1 protein-coding gene is annotated in these 16816 nt (G+C 34.2%); it reads left to right on the forward strand.

All coding sequences use genetic code 11. The features are described from left to right. The first annotated feature begins 8 nt into the window (after positions 1–8). Positions 9–16805, forward strand: coding sequence for a non-ribosomal peptide synthetase (locus BLW23_RS00165; protein WP_093667238.1), 16797 nt, complete (start codon positions 9–11; stop codon positions 16803–16805). The last annotated feature ends 11 nt before the right edge of the window (positions 16806–16816 follow it).

Raw genomic sequence — 16816 nt, forward strand, 5'->3', positions numbered from 1 at the left:
TTTAAGTAATGAATACAGAAATTTTAAGTATCCTAAAGGAAGCAAAACAGGAAGGTGTAAAGATTGGTGTTAAAGGAGATTCTTTAACGGTAAAGACTGTGTCTCCTATTAGTTCTGAATTACTTCAAAAAATAAAAGAGAACAAACCCGATATAATAGAATATATTCAAAATCTTAGATCAAAAAATAAGACAAGTTCGCTTAAGAAAATAACTCCTTATGATCGTGAAACTATAACTAAAGTTCCACTATCATTCGGACAAGAGCGTTTATGGTTTGTTGATAGTTTGCAAGGAAGTCAAGCATATCATATGCCTTTTGTATTGCGTTTTGATGGAGAGTTGGATGCATCTCTTATAGAACAATCATTCCGATATATTATAAACCGACATGAGGTATTACGTACAAATATCTTGTCAGAAGATGGAGTAGGATATCAAAAAGTAGTAAGGTCAGAAGATTGGACTTTAACTCAAGAAACATTATCCGAAGATAAGTTAGAAGAGCGCTTGGAAGAGTATTTAACGGCTCCGTTTGATTTGGCTAATGATTATAAACTAAGAGTATGTTTATATGATATTGGGAATAAAAAGTATGTATTGGCTTGTGTTTTCCATCATATTGCAAGTGATGGTTGGTCAGAAGATATTCTAGTAAATGAATTCACGATCATACATAGTTCCTTGCAAGCTGGTATTGAAGTTAATTTGCCAGAATTAACACTACAATATGCTGATTATGCGGTTTGGCAGCGTAAATATCTGGAAGGAAGTGTTTTAAATTTTCAGCTTTTATATTGGGAAGAAAAGTTGAAGAATGCTACTCCACTTTCCTTACCAACAGATTATCCAAGACCTGCGGTACAAAGTACTGCAGGTGATCATGTAACTTTTACATTGGATAAAAAATTAAGTGATGATTTAAACGATTTATGTGAAAAGGAAGGAGTAACAATTTTTATGTTGTTACTAGCCGGATTTAAAGTGTTACTTTCTCGTTATAGCGGTCAAGATGATATTTGCATAGGAACTCCAATAGCGAACCGAACCCAATCAGAGTTGGAAGGGATGATAGGTTTCTTTGTAAATACCTTAGCACTTCGAAGTGATTTAAGCGGAAATCCAAAGTTTTCCGATTTATTAAAACGAATTAAGGATACTACTCTAGAAGGATATGACTATCAATTAGCACCTTTTGAAAGAATTGTAGATCGCGTTGTTACAGAACGAGATATGAGTAAAAGTCCATTGTTTCAAGTAATGTTTATATTACAAAATACAGCGGCAGGTGATGACGAAGAAGCAAACGAGACTGAAATAGTATCTGGAGATCTTACAATTTCTGAATATGGATTTGACGCTATCAATGCAATGTTCGATTTATCTTTAGATATATCAGAAGGGAGTCAAGGTATTTCTTTTGAAATGGTTTATTGTACAGATTTGTTCAAAGGCACTACTATTGAACGAATGATGAATCATTACCAAGAATTGTTAAAAGGTATTGTAAAAGATGCGTCGCAGTATATTGGTGAATTACCAATGTTAACAGCACTAGAAGAGAGTGATCTGATAACAAACTTCAACAATACTTCAATAACGTATCCAGAGGATACCACTGTAATCGATTTATTTTTACAAAGAGTTGAAAAAGCTCCAGAAGATGTGGCAATTGTATATGAAGAGACAGTATTAACATATAAGGAACTTGACGAGCGCTCTAACCAACTGGCAAACTTTTTATTAACCAATTATACCATCAATAAAGAAGATCCAATAGGTGTTGTTTTAGAGCGTAGTGATTGGCTGTTAGTTTCTTTTCTAGCTATTTTAAAAACAGGAGGTTGTTATGTGCCTATTGATCCAGCTTATCCAACAGAAAGAAAAGAATATATAGAAAAAGATAGTGGAAGCATTTTCATTGTGAACGATGCCTTAATTAATTCTTTTAAAGAGAATAGTTCATTACAAGCAAAAGAAGCTCCTGCGGTTGTAATTAATTCTAAAGATTTAGTTTATATAATCTATACTTCTGGAAGTACAGGAAAGCCAAAAGGAGTAATGATTGAGCATCGTAATATTATCAATACCCTTTTATCACAGATAACCGCTTTTTCAATAACTTCTGAAGATCATTGCTTGCAATTTGCGAGTCAGTCTTTCGATGCCTCTATTTGGGAATTAGGAATTTCCCTGTTAGGTGGAGCAAGCTTATATATTATAAAGGAAGATAGAAAATCAGAGACAGCGTTTTTTAAAGAGTTTATAAAAGAAAACAAGATCACTTTTGCTACATTACCACCAGCATTTTTACAATTATTAAAGGTTGAAGATTTAACAGGATTAAAGACTTTAATTACTGCGGGAGAAGCAATACCATTAGGATTAGCTCAGGCTTTTTCAAAGAGTTACAATTATGTAAATGCCTATGGTCCGACGGAAACAAGTATTTGTGCAACCACATTCAATGGAGAAATAACGGAAATTGTTCCTATTGGAAAGCCTATTGACAATACACAAATCTATATTCTAAATGATCTCAATAAATTATTACCTATTGGAGCAGTGGGAGAGTTGTGTATAGGTGGAATAGGTGTTGCAAGGGGATATTTAAATAGAGAAGAATTAACCAACGAAAAGTTTATTGATAATCCTTTCAGACAAGGAGAAAGAATATACAAAACTGGTGATTTGGCAAAGTGGCTGCCGAATGGAGATATAGAATTTATTGGCAGAAAAGATTCTCAGGTAAAAATACGAGGATATCGTATAGAAATAGGAGAAGTCGAAAATGCTTTGGCATCATTAGCTTCAGTCAATCAAAGTTGTGTATTAGCAAAAGAAGATGTTAAAGGTAATAAGCGTTTAATTGGGTATGTAGTAAGTGAAGAAGATTTCAATAAAGAGAGTATTCAAGAAGGGTTAAAGGAAGTTTTACCTGAATATATGGTACCTACGGTTTGGATAGATTTAGATGAAATGCCACTAACAACCAATGGGAAAATAGATAGAAAGTCCTTGCCGGAACCAGATGGTTTAAACTTATCTTCAACCGAATATATAGGGCCTAGAAATGAAACTGAAGTACTACTAGTTGCTATTTGGCAAGATTTATTAGGGGTTGAAAAAATAGGTGTTAACGATAACTTTTTTGAATTAGGAGGACATAGTTTATTAATAGTTCAACTAATTGATCGAATTCAAAAGGAGGGATATCATATTGAAATTGCTGACGTTTTTGGAAACCCAACGATTGCTGCCATTGATGGTAAACTTTCATCAGGTTTGTCTACTTATCAAGTTCCACCAAATGGAATTGTAGAAGGTATTGATCGTATCGCTCCTGAAATGGTTCCATTATTAGATTTTTCTCAAGAAGAAGTTGATTCGGTAGTGGATCTGGTGCCTGGTGGAATTGAAAATATACAAGACATGTATCCTTTATCACCATTACAGGAAGGAATGTACTTCCATTATTTAATGAGTGATAAAAACGAGGGAGACCTATATGTTTCGCCAAACTTATTATTGTTTAAAGACAAAGGGCAGCGAATCAAATTCATTGAAGCACTGCAGTTTGTCGTGAATCGTCATGACGTTTTACGTACTTGTTTTATAAGTGAAAATCTACCGAATGCTGTTCAGGTAGTGTTAAAAGAAGCAGTTCTTTCAAATAAAGAACTGAAACTAAATTCTTCAGATGATATCAGATCTCAACTTGAATCATTAGTTGAATCAGGAAATCATTGGATGGATGTTTCTAAAGCTCCGTTATTAGATTTGAAACATGTCGATGATAACGAAAAAGGGGATTATTATCTATTAGTGAATAATCATCATTTAATTATCGATCATGTAGGCTTAGAAAAAATTATTGAAGAGGTAAATTTACATTTACTAGGACATGGAGATATACTTCCACCTCCTGTTTTGTATCGTGATTTTATTGGACATACGTTACATCAACAAGAAACCAATGATAGCGCATCGTATTTCAAAAATGCATTAGGGAATATAAATGAGCCAACATATCCTTTTAACTTGTCAAATGTTAGAGGAAATGGCACCGATATTGCCGAAGCAAGCATTGGATTACCTGAGGAGTTAAGCAAAGAAATACGTATTGCTTGTACCAATATGGGAATAACTCCTGCAATCTTATTCCACGCAGCTTTCGGAATAGTAGTTGGAATGTGTAGTAATAGGAAGCAAGCATTGTTTGGTTCCTTATTTTCAGGACGTTTACAAGGGGCCGTAGGAGCAGCTGATTCTTTAGGTTTATTTATAAATACCCTACCGTTGTTGTTTAATATTGAAGGTACCGTTGCCGAATATATACAACAAGTAAAGGAAAGACTGGCTGAACTATTACCGTATGAACAAACTCCTTTACCACAAGTTCATAGTTGGTCGGGTATTTCAAACGAAGTACCATTATTCAGCGCTATCTTTAATTACAGACACTCTTCATCGGATGAATTAGACGAAGATTTGATTCCAGAAGGTCTGGCGGAAGATATTGCTGAATTTAATTTAGATATTGAATTACTAGGAGATCAAGAACGAACAAACTACCCATTTTCATTAGCTATAGACGATTTTGGTGACGATTTTGGAATTACAGCTCAAATGGATTTAAGTATTCAACCTGAGCGTGTTCTTTCTTATATGGAAGTAGTTGTAAGAGAGTTATTGCAGGGACTACAGAATGAAACAGAAGTAGGTAGGTTATCTATATTAGCACATGAGGAAGAAACTCAATTATTAAAAGATTTTAACGAAACTGTTACCGCATATCCAGAAGAAAAAACGATAATAGATTTATTCGTAGCTCAAGTTGAGAAAAATCCAGAAGCTATTGCTTTAACTTATAAAGAAGCAACATTGAGTTATAAACAGCTTGATGAACTTTCTAACCAGCTAGCCAATCATATTTTAGCTAATTACACTATCAATAATGAAACATTTATAGCTGTAACGCTTGAAAGAAGTAATTGGTTAATAGTTTCATTTTTGGCAGTCTTAAAATCAGGAGGAGTTTATATACCAATAGACCCAGTATATCCAGAAGAAAGAAAAGAATATATAAAAACAGACAGTAGTAGTACTATTGTTATTGATGAAGTATTTTTAGAGAATTTCAAAAAAGGTTTAGAGAATTATCACAAAAGCGCTCCTAATGTAACTACTAAATCTAATGATTTAGCTTATATTATTTATACATCCGGAAGTACAGGGAAACCAAAAGGTGTAATGATTGAACATTATAGTATTATTAATACAATACTATCACAAATAGCCGATTTCTCTATTGATACAAAAGATAACTGTTTACAGTTTGCAAGCCCATCATTTGATGCTTCTATTTGGGAAATAGGAATCGCTTTATTAAGTGGTGCTAGTTTATGCATTGTAAACGAAGAAGGTAAGTCGGATGTTTCGTTGTTTAAAAAATTCATACAAGAACAAACGGTTACATTTGCTACATTACCACCTGCATTTTTACAATTATTAGAAGTTGAAGACTTATCAACTATAAAAACATTAGTTACTGCAGGAGAAGCAATTCCGTTAAACTTAGCAAAAGCTTTTTCTGAAAAATATAATTACATAAATGCTTACGGACCAACAGAAACGAGTATTTGTGCTACCACCTTTAATGGAACTATAGAAGAACTTGTTCCTATAGGTAAACCTATTGATAATACTCAGGTGTATATTTTAAATGATACAAACGAGTTATTACCTTCAGGTGTCGTAGGTGAACTTTGTGTTGGAGGTCGAGGTGTTGCCCGAGGTTACTTGAACCGAGAAGAGTTAACCAAAGAGAAATTTATTAAAAACCCTTTCATAAAAGGAGATACAATTTATAAAACAGGCGATTTAGCAAAATGGTTACCTGATGGAAGTTTAGAGTTTATTGGAAGAAAGGACAATCAAGTTAAAATACGAGGATATCGAATTGAACTTGGAGAAGTAGAAAATGTTTTGTCAAGTTTAACAATAGTTAATCAATGTTGTGTATTGGCAAAGAGTGATGCTAGTGGAAATAAACAGTTAGTAGCATATGTAGTTGTAGAAGGAGATTTTGATCGAGAAAGTTTACAAGATGGACTCATTAAAATCTTACCAGAGTATATGGTTCCTACGATTTGGATTGAAATGAAAGAAATTCCGGTAACAAGCAATGGTAAGTTAGATAGAAAGGCATTACCAGAACCTGATGGATCAATGCTATCTACTCAAGAATATCTAGCTCCAAGAAATGAAACGGAAGAAAAGTTAGTAGAAATTTGGCAAGAGTTATTACAGATTGAAAAGATTGGAGTTTATGATAACTTCTTTGAATTAGGAGGACATTCACTATTAGTGACACGTTTAGTTTCTTTAATACGTAAAGATTTAGAGGTCGAAGTAGCAATTAGAGATATTTTTGAGCACACAACAATTGCTAGTCAGGCACTACATGTATTAACATGCTCAAGGGCTGCAATATTACCAGAAGTTGTTGCTCAAGAAAAAGAAGGAAATATTCCGTTGTCATTTAACCAAGAACGATTATGGTTTTTGGATCAACTGCAAGGAAGCAGTCAAGAGTACCATATTCCAGTTGTTGAGCCTTTACAAGGAAATATTGATGTAGAAATAGTAGAAAAAGCTCTACGTATAATAGTAGATCGACATGAGATATTACGCACAGTAATTTATGAAGAAGAAGGTGTTGGCTATCAAAAAGTAATTTCATCTGAAAATTGGCAATTGCAAAAAGTTATTCCCTCTAAAGAAGTAGATTTAGAGGAAGAAATCACCAATTTTATAGGACAAGCTTTTGATTTATCGAAAGATTACATGGTACGCGCTTGTCTATATGATTTAGGAGAAGATGGATATGTGCTGGTATGTGTGCTACACCATATTTCGAGTGATGGTATTTCCGGAATAATTTTAATGAATGAATTCTCAGAAATCTACAGTACTTTATTGTCAAAAGAACAAATAGTACTTCCTAAACTAAATTTGCAGTATTCAGATTATGCAATTTGGCAACGTTCTTATTTTGCTGGCGAAGTTTTAGAAAAACAATTATCTTATTGGGAAAATAAATTAAAAGGCGTAAGCACTTTAAAATTACCGACTGATTACATTCGTCCTACGATACAAAATAACGAAGGAAGCAGTATTATTTTAGGAATGGGGAAAGAACTTACACATTCTGTAAAATCTCTATGCAATCAAGAAAAGGTCACTCCCTTTATGTTCATGCTATCAGTATTCAAAGTACTATTGTCTCGTTATAGCAATCAAGAAGATATTTGTGTAGGAACTCCAATAGCAAATCGAACACAATTTGAATTGGAAGGAATGATAGGTTTCTTCGTAAATACATTAGCATTACGAAGTGATTTAAGTGGGAATCCTAGTTTTAAAGAGGTATTATCAATAATAAAAGAAACAACACTAGACGGTTATGATCATCAATTAACTCCTTTTGAAAAAGTGGTGGATAAAGTGGTTACTGCTCGTGAAATGAGTATGACACCATTGTTTCAAGTAATGTTCGATTACCATAATGAAGATGTAAATAACGAACATGAAGATGAAAGCATAGAGAATAATGATTCGTCAAAATATGATAATTTAGATAGAACAGCTCAATTTGATTTAACACTAGATGTATCAGAAGAAGGGGCTGAAATTGTATTGAGTTTAAACTATTGTACTGCTTTATTTAAACAAGAAACGGCGGCACGTATGTTAGATCATTATAAAGAATTGCTAGTAAGTATCGTTAATGATATTGATAAACCTATTAGTGAAACGAAAATATTAACTACGAAGGAAGAAACTCAATTGTTAAATGTTTTTAATGCTACGAAGGTTGCATACCCTTTAGATAAAACTGTAGTTGATTTATTTGGAGATCAAGTTCAAAAATCTCCAACTGCTATTGCCGCGACTTTTGAAGGTTTAGAATTAAGTTATCAAGAATTAGATAACCGTTCTAACCAATTAGCAAACTACTTGGTATCAAAAGGAGTAAAAGCAGATGATTTAATCGGAATTTGTTTAGAGCGAGGTCTGGATATGATCATTGGAGTATTAGGAATTTTAAAAGCAGGTGCCGCATATGTTCCTATAAAACCAGATTTCCCTCAAGATCGTATTGCTTACCTACTTGAAGATACTAATTGTTCTCTAGTGGTTAGCAATTTAGAAAGTCAAGAAAAGTTAGAACCGTTCTCTAACAACATTCAGTTGGTTGAACTAGAGAGTATAGCCGATTACGCGACAAATGGAGTAGAGTTAACCTATAGCCCAAATAACTTAGCTTATATCATTTATACCTCAGGAAGTACTGGATTACCTAAAGGGGCTATGATAGAACATGCAGGTTTATTAAACCATTTATTATTAATGGTTGAAGAGCTTAAAATGACGAATGACAGTGTGGTGGCATTTACAGCTCCATTTACTTTTGACATTTCAGTATGGCAGCTATTAAGTGCATTATTATGTGGAGGTTCAGTTGCGATTTATAGTGAAGAGAGTATCTTAGATATTGAAGAATTCCAGTCATCATTATCAGAACGAAATATAAGTCATCTTCAATTAGTGCCATCTTATATAGCAAGTTTATTAGAGACTGGAAATTCCACAGCAGGTTTATCAAATTTAGATTACTTCTTGGTAACGGGTGAAGCAGCTACCAAATCGTTATTAGATAAATGGTTTAGTCTATACCCTCAAATTCCAGTGGTAAATGCTTACGGACCAGCAGAAGCAGCAGATGATATTACATTACATATCATGAACGAGTCACCAAATGGAGGAGTCGTTCCAATAGGAAAGCCGGTGGCAAATATGGATGTATATGTCGTCGATCGTTTTGGAAACTTATGTCCGATAGGAGTAATTGGAGAATTATGGACGGCAGGAATAGGTGTTGGTAGAGGGTATTTGAACAGAACAGAACTAACTAAAGAGAAGTTCATAGAGAATCCCTTTATAACGGAAGGAGGACGCTTATATAAAACAGGTGATTTAGGAAGATGGTTACCAGATGGAACTTTAGAATTTGTAGGACGTACAGATGATCAGGTAAAGATTCGTGGATATCGAATTGAATTAGGAGAGATTGAGAATGCCATATCGCAAGTAGCAAGTATTCAGAATTGTTGTGTATTAGCTAAGAAAGATCAGAACGATATTAATCGCTTAGTAGGATATGTAGTTGTTGAAGGAGAATTCAATAAGGAAAAAGTTCAAGATGTTTTAAAAGATAGTTTACCAGAGTATATGGTTCCAATGTTATGGATTACTTTGGAAGAAATGCCATTAACAGCCAATGGAAAAATAGATAAAAAGTCACTGCCTGAACCAGATACTTCTCAATTATCAACTAGAGAGTACGTAGCTCCGAGAAATGAAATAGAAAAGCAATTAGTAGCCATTTGGCAAGAATTGTTAGGTGTTGAGAAAATAGGAGTTAACGACGATTTTTTCGAATTAGGAGGTCATAGTTTATTAGCGACGCGTTTGGTTTCTTTAATTCGTAAAAATTTGGAAAGGGAAATTGCCATTAGAGATGTATTTGAGTATACAACAATTGCTTCTTTGGCTATTTGTGTTTCGAAACAATCAAAAGGAGTATTGTTACCGGCTATAGTTGCTGAAGAACGCCCTGAATACATTCCGTTATCTTTTAGCCAAGAACGTCTTTGGTTCTTAGATCAGTTGCAAGGAACATTGGCATATCATATGCCAACTATAATACGGCTAAATGGAGATGTAGACGTTTCTGTTTTAGAAGAAACTTTTAAGACAATTGTAGCTCGCCATGAAGTATTACGTACCAATATTTTATCAGAAGAAGGATACGGTTATCAACAGATTGTGAGCCATGAAAATTGGGAGCTGGAACAGCAAACAATTTTGGAAGATGAATTACGAGAAAATGTTGAAGCTTATATCGAAACGCCTTTTAATTTATCAAACGATTATAAGTTAAAAGCATGTTTGTACGACCTAGGGAATAAGAATTACGTTTTAACAGCTGTTGTTCACCATATTGCAAATGACGGTTGGTCGGAAGAAATTTTAATTCATGAATTTAACACAATATACAGTGCATTAGAGTCAGGTGTTGAGGTGCCTCTTCCTGAATTAACCTTGCAATATGCGGATTACTCAATTTGGCAACGAAAGTATTTTGATGGAGAGGTTTTAGAAAATCAACTATCATATTGGGAAGACAAATTGAAAGGAGTTTCTACCTTATCAATGCCAACGGACTATATGCGTCCAACCGTACAAAGTACGGAAGGGGCAATTGTAGAGATGTCATTAACTCAAGAATTAGGTATTTCTATTCATAAACTATGTGAGTCGGAAGGAGTAACATCATTTATGTTTTTGTTATCAGCATTCAAGGTGCTATTGTCTCGATACAGTGGTCAGGATGATATTTGTATAGGAACTACTATTGCAAATCGTACTCAAACAGAATTAGAAGGAATGATAGGTTTCTTCGTGAATACTTTAGTATTACGAAGCGATATGAGTAACAATCCAAGCTTTAAACAATTATTGAGTAGAGTAAAAGAAACAACTTTAGAAAGCTATGATAATCAATTGGCGCCGTTTGAAAAGATCGTAGATCGAGTAGTAACCACTCGTGATATGAGTTCAACTCCGATCTTTCAAGTAATGTTCTCGTCAGAAAATACATCAAACTCTTCAGAAGAACAGGAAGATGTAGAAACTGGATCAGGAAACTTTGTTATTTCACCATACGAAACAGATACTTCTGTTGCAGCGCAATTTGATTTAAGTTTAGATGTTTCAGAAGAAAATTCAATTTTCGAGCTAACCTTGAGTTATAGTACCGCACTGTTTAAAGAGGAAACAATAGTGCGTATATTGGAGCAATACCAAGAGTTATTAACTAATATAATAACGAATATTGAACAACCTATTGGAAGCTTACCAATACTTACCAAGAAGGATGAAACTCAATTGTTAAACGTTTTTAATGCCACAAATGTCGATTATCCATTAGATAAAACGGTTGTTGATTTATTCACTAATCAAGTTCAAAAATCTCCGAAAGCAATTGCGGTATCATTTGAAGGTGCAGCATTGAGCTATCAAGAGTTGGATAAACGTTCAAATCAATTGGCACATTGCTTAGTATCGCAAGGTGTAAAGTCAGATGATTTAATAGGAATTTGTTTAGAACGAGGTTTAGATATGATCATTGGAGTATTAGGAATTTTAAAAGCGGGTGGAGCTTATGTTCCAATGAAACCCGATTTTCCTAAAGATCGTAACAAATATCTACTTGAAGATACAGGATGTTCATTATTGGTTAGCAATTTAGAAAGTCAAAAAGTATTAGAATCATTTTCTAATGATATTGAGTTAATTGTATTGGAAAATGTAGCTGATTATGCAACAATACCGGTGGAATTAACCTATAAATCAAAAGACTTAGCCTATGTCATTTATACTTCAGGAAGTACTGGGATGCCCAAAGGAGCGATGATAGAACATGCTGGTTTATTGAATCACTTATTGTTAATGGTAGATGAATTGAAAATGACAACTGAAAGTGTAACAGCGTTCACAGCTCCATTTACTTTCGATATTTCAGTATGGCAAATGCTAAGTGCATTGCTATGTGGAGGCTCAGTAGCAATTTATAGTGAAGAGAGTGTTTTAGATATGGAAAATTTCCAATTATCATTATCAGAACAACATGTAAGTCATCTTCAATTAGTGCCATCTTATGTAACTAATTTATTGGAGAGTGGACGTTCAACGGCAGGCTTATCAAACTTAGATTATTTCTTGGTAACAGGAGAAGCAGCTACCAAATCGTTATTAGATAAATGGTTTAGATTATATCCGCAAATTCCAGTAGTAAATGCTTATGGACCAGCAGAAGCAGCTGATGACATAACGTTACATATTATGAATGAATCGCCAAATGGAGTTGTAGTTCCAATAGGAAAACCAGTAGCGAACATGGATGTTTACGTTGTGGATCGTTTTGGAAACTTATGTCCGATAGGTGTTATTGGTGAGTTATGGACAGCAGGAATTGGTGTTGGTCGAGGATATTTGAATAGAGCAGATCTAACCGAAGAGAAGTTTATAGAGAATCCTTTCACAGCAGAAGGAGGGCGCTTATATAAAACAGGTGATTTAGGAAGATGGTTACCCGATGGAACTTTAGAATTCGTGGGTCGTTCTGATGATCAGGTAAAGATTAGAGGGTATCGAATTGAACTTGGAGAGATAGAGAATGTATTATCACAAGCTCCAAGTGTTCAGAATTGTTGTGTTTTAGCAATGAAAGATCAGAATGAGATCAATCGTTTAGTTGGATATGTTGTTGTTGAAGGAGAATTTCATAAGAGAAAAATCCAAGATACTTTAAAAGATAGTCTACCGGAATATATGGTGCCTATGTTATGGATTGTTTTAGATGAAATGCCATTAACAGCTAACGGAAAGATTGATAAAAAATCTTTACCAGAACCAGATAGTTCAGAATTATCAACTCAAGAATATGTTGCTCCAAGAAGTGAAATCGAACATCAACTAGTAGCCATTTGGCAAGAGTTATTAGATATTGAAAGAATTGGTATTTATGATGATTTCTTTGAGTTAGGTGGCCATAGTCTATTGGCGACACGTTTAGTTTCTTTAATTCGTAAAGAACTGGAAAGAGAAGTAGCCATTAGAGATGTGTTTGAACATACTACAATAGATTCTTTAGGAACTCATGTTTCCGAGCAGGCAAAAGGAATGCTATTACCAGCTATTCTAGCAGAAAAACGTCCTCAGCGTATACCATTATCTTTTAGTCAAGAGCGTTTGTGGTTCCTAGACGAATTACAAGGAACCTTAGGCTATCATATGCCCACAATAATACGTTTAGAAGGTAATGTAGATAGAGAGTTGTTACAACGAACCTTTAAGGTGATTATTGATCGTCATGAAGTGCTAAAAACAAACATTTTATCGGAAAATGGTGAAGGATATCAAGAAGTGGTAAGTTCTGATAATTGGATTTTAACGGAGGAAAGAATCTCTGAAGATTCGTTAGAGAAAAACTTAGAAGACTATCTACTAATTCCTTTTGATTTATCAAGTGACTATAAATTAAGAGCTCGATTATTTGATTTAGGAAATAATAAATATGTGTTGGCATCTGTTACACATCATATTGCAAGTGATGGATGGTCGGAAGATATTTTAATGAATGAATTAATCATTACTTATAATGCATTAGAGAATAACGCTAAAGTTTCACTCCCAGCTTTAAGTCTGCAATATGCGGACTACGCGATATGGCAACGTAAATATTTTGACGGAGAAGTTTTAGAGAATCAATTATCGTATTGGGAAGATAAACTAAAAGGAGTCAGTACATTGTCTTTACCAACTGATTATGCCCGTCCTGCGGTACAAAGTTCAGCGGGAGATTATGTGTCTCTTGGATTAGGTAAAGAATTGAGTGGAAAACTTAATGCACTTTGTGAAGAAGAAGGGGTAACGTTATTCATGCTATTATTGGCAACTTACAAAGTGTTGTTGTCACGTTATAGTGGGCAAGAAGATATTTGTGTTGGAACTCCAATAGCGAATAGAACACAAGCGGAACTTGAAGAAATGATTGGTTTCTTCGTGAATACACTGGCTTTACGTAGTGATTTGACTGGCAACCCAAGTTTCAAAGAATTCCTTGGTCAATTAAAAGAAACAACATTAGAAGGTTATGATAATCAGTTAGCTCCATTCGAAAAAGTAGTAGATCGTGCAGTTACGAATAGAGATATGAGTACTTCTCCACTTTTTCAAACAATGCTTGTTCTACAAAATACAGGAAGTAACGACACAGAGTCAGAGCTAGACAATGCTGAAGTAGGTTTAGGAGATTTAAGCATTTCAGATTATGATTTTGATGCAATCATTGCTATGTTCGATTTATCGCTGAATGTATCGGAAAATAATGAAGGTATTTCGTTAGAAATGCTCTATTGTACTGATTTATTTGAGAGAGCTACCATTGAAAGAATGTTAATTCATTTTGAGAAATTATTGAGAGGAATTGTTGCCGATATCGCTCAGCCGATTAATGGCATATCAATGCTAACTCAGCAAGAAGAACATAAACTGTTACATGTTTATAGCGCTACAAAAGTAGATTATATAAAATACAACACAGTTTTGGAATTGTTCTCAAAACAAGTTAAAACAAATGCTAAATCTGTTGCAGTAGTTTTTGAAGGAGAAAAATTAACGTACAAAGAGCTCGATAGAAAATCCAATCAGGTTGCTAGATATTTACAAAGCCATGGTATTCAAAAAGATGGTTTAGTAGGTATTTGCATGGAGCGAAGTTTGGAAATGATCATAGCCATATTCGGGGTGTTAAAATCAGGGGGTGCTTATGTACCTATCGACCCCGCATATCCAAAAGATCGTATTGATTATATGATTGAAGATACTGGAACAACGCTATTGTTGAGTAATTCTTCAAGTAAAGAAAACATTGGAGATAGAAAAGGTATTACAATGGTATGTTTGGATACCAATTGGGAAGAGGTTTCTAGTTTTTCTAACAAAAAACTAAATACACATGTCACTCCTGATAGTTTAGCATACATAATATACACCTCAGGAAGCACAGGGAAACCAAAAGGAGTAATGATTGAGCATAAAAACATGTTTAATTTAGTAAGCTGGGGAATCAGAAACTTCGAAGATTCTTTAGGTTTAGGAATGTTAGCAAGTACTTCAATAAACTTTGATTTGTCAATTTTTGAGATTTTTGTAACGCTATCTTCAGGATCTAAAATATACTTAGTCGATAATCTACTATCCTTATTGGAAGAAACGGAAATATCAGTATCCTTAATTAATACAGTACCAAGTGTTTTACAAGGACTATTAGATTCTGGTAAAATACCAAATACTGTGCGCACTATTAATTTAGCGGGAGAACCGTTGTTGCCAAGTTTAGTAAACCGTATTTATGAAGAGAGTTCAGTAAGGAAGGTACATGATTTATATGGCCCTTCAGAAGCAACTACCTATAGTACTTTTACAAAACGTGCATTAAATGGTATTCAAAGTATCGGAAAACCAATAGCTAATACGCAAACTTATGTTGTTGATGCTGATATGAACTTAGCTCCTTTAGGAGTCGTTGGTGAATTATGTATAGGAGGAAAAGGAGTGGCAAGAGGTTACCTAAACAGGGAAGAATTAACAGAAGAAAAATTCATTCCTAATCCGTTTAAAGAAGGAGATCGATTGTATAAAACAGGTGATTTGGCAAGGTGGTTATCTGATGGCACACTAGAATACTTGGGAAGAAAGGATAATCAAGTAAAAATTAGAGGGTATCGAATAGAACTAGGAGAAATTGAAACAGCATTAGCAGCATTTGCAGAGGTGAATCAAAGTTGTATTCTAGCGAAGGAAGATTCAACAGGAAACAAACGTTTAGTAGGATATGTTGTTGTAGAAGGAAAACTCAATAAGCAAGAAATACAACAAAAATTAAAAGCTAGTTTGCCAGATTATATGGTTCCTTCAATTTGGGTAGAGTTAGACGAAATGCCGTTAACAGCTAATGGGAAGTTAGATAGAAAAGCGTTGGTAAACCCTGAAGGTGATCATTTTTCAACGGTAGAATATGTGGCACCTCGAAATGAAAAAGAAGAGAAGTTAGTCGGAATTTGGCAAGATCTATTGGGCATTGAAAAAATAGGAGTTTATGATGATTTCTTTGAATTAGGAGGCCATAGTTTAATGGTGATAAAGTTGGTTGCTCAAATCAATGAGTTATTTAATACAGACATAAATATTGTTAATGTATTTGAATATCCAACAATTGCTGAATTTGTTCAGAACATGACGTCAAAAGATAAAGTTTTTGATACAAACTTAATGGTGGCGCTGCAAGATAAAGGAAGCCAAAAACCAATATTCTTGGCACCACCAGGAGGAGGGCTTTATAATTGTTATGTTGATTTGGCGAGAGCATTAGGAGAAGATCAACCTGTTTACGGGTTCCAATGTCCTGGTATCAATGGGAAAACACCAGTTTCAGAATCTATTGAAGAAATGGCGTCTAGCTTTATAGTTGAACTTCAAAAAGCGGATCCTTATGGACCTTATCGATTAGGAGGTTATTCGTTTGGTGGAGTAGTGGCCTATGAAATGGCTCTGCAACTAAAAGAAAAAGGGTTTGAAGTAGAGGAACTGTTCATGTTCGATAGTACACTTTTAGATACGCACACGACAAAAGTAGAAAACAAGGATGAACTGTTTGAAGAATTTGTAATGGATGAAATTGAAGAGTTTGTTGGAGAGAATTTCGATTTCTCAAAACTTAAATTAAAAGGAAAAACTAAAGACGAACAATTAGAAGTTGTTTATAAGCTGGCAAAAAAATTCAATATCCAAATTCCTGATGAGGAGATAAAAGGATTCTTTGAAGTTTCTTTTACAAACGAAATTTATCCGTATCATATTAAAAACGAGGTGAAATTAGATACCAATATCATCTTATTTAAAGCAATGTATATGGAGTCTGAAGTTGAAGGAGAAGAAGGGAAAATTGTACCGAATACAGAATATGAGCAATACGATTATAATTGGGGTAATTACACGAATAAAGAAGTAATTATTCACTTAATTCCATCAATACATACCGAACTTTTAGACATTGAACATATTGAAGTAATTTCTGAAAGCATTACAAATATAGAAGAAACTATTTCTTAACTAAACCTTAC

This window comes from Tenacibaculum sp. MAR_2009_124 (assembly GCF_900105455.1).
Classification (GTDB): Bacteria; Bacteroidota; Bacteroidia; order Flavobacteriales; family Flavobacteriaceae; genus Polaribacter.

What these genes read in the sequence shown, in the direction of transcription:
- BLW23_RS00165 (WP_093667238.1), top strand. Translation starts at nt 9, where the DNA reads ATGAATACAGAAATTTTAAGTATCCTAAAGGAAGCAAAACAGGAAGGT.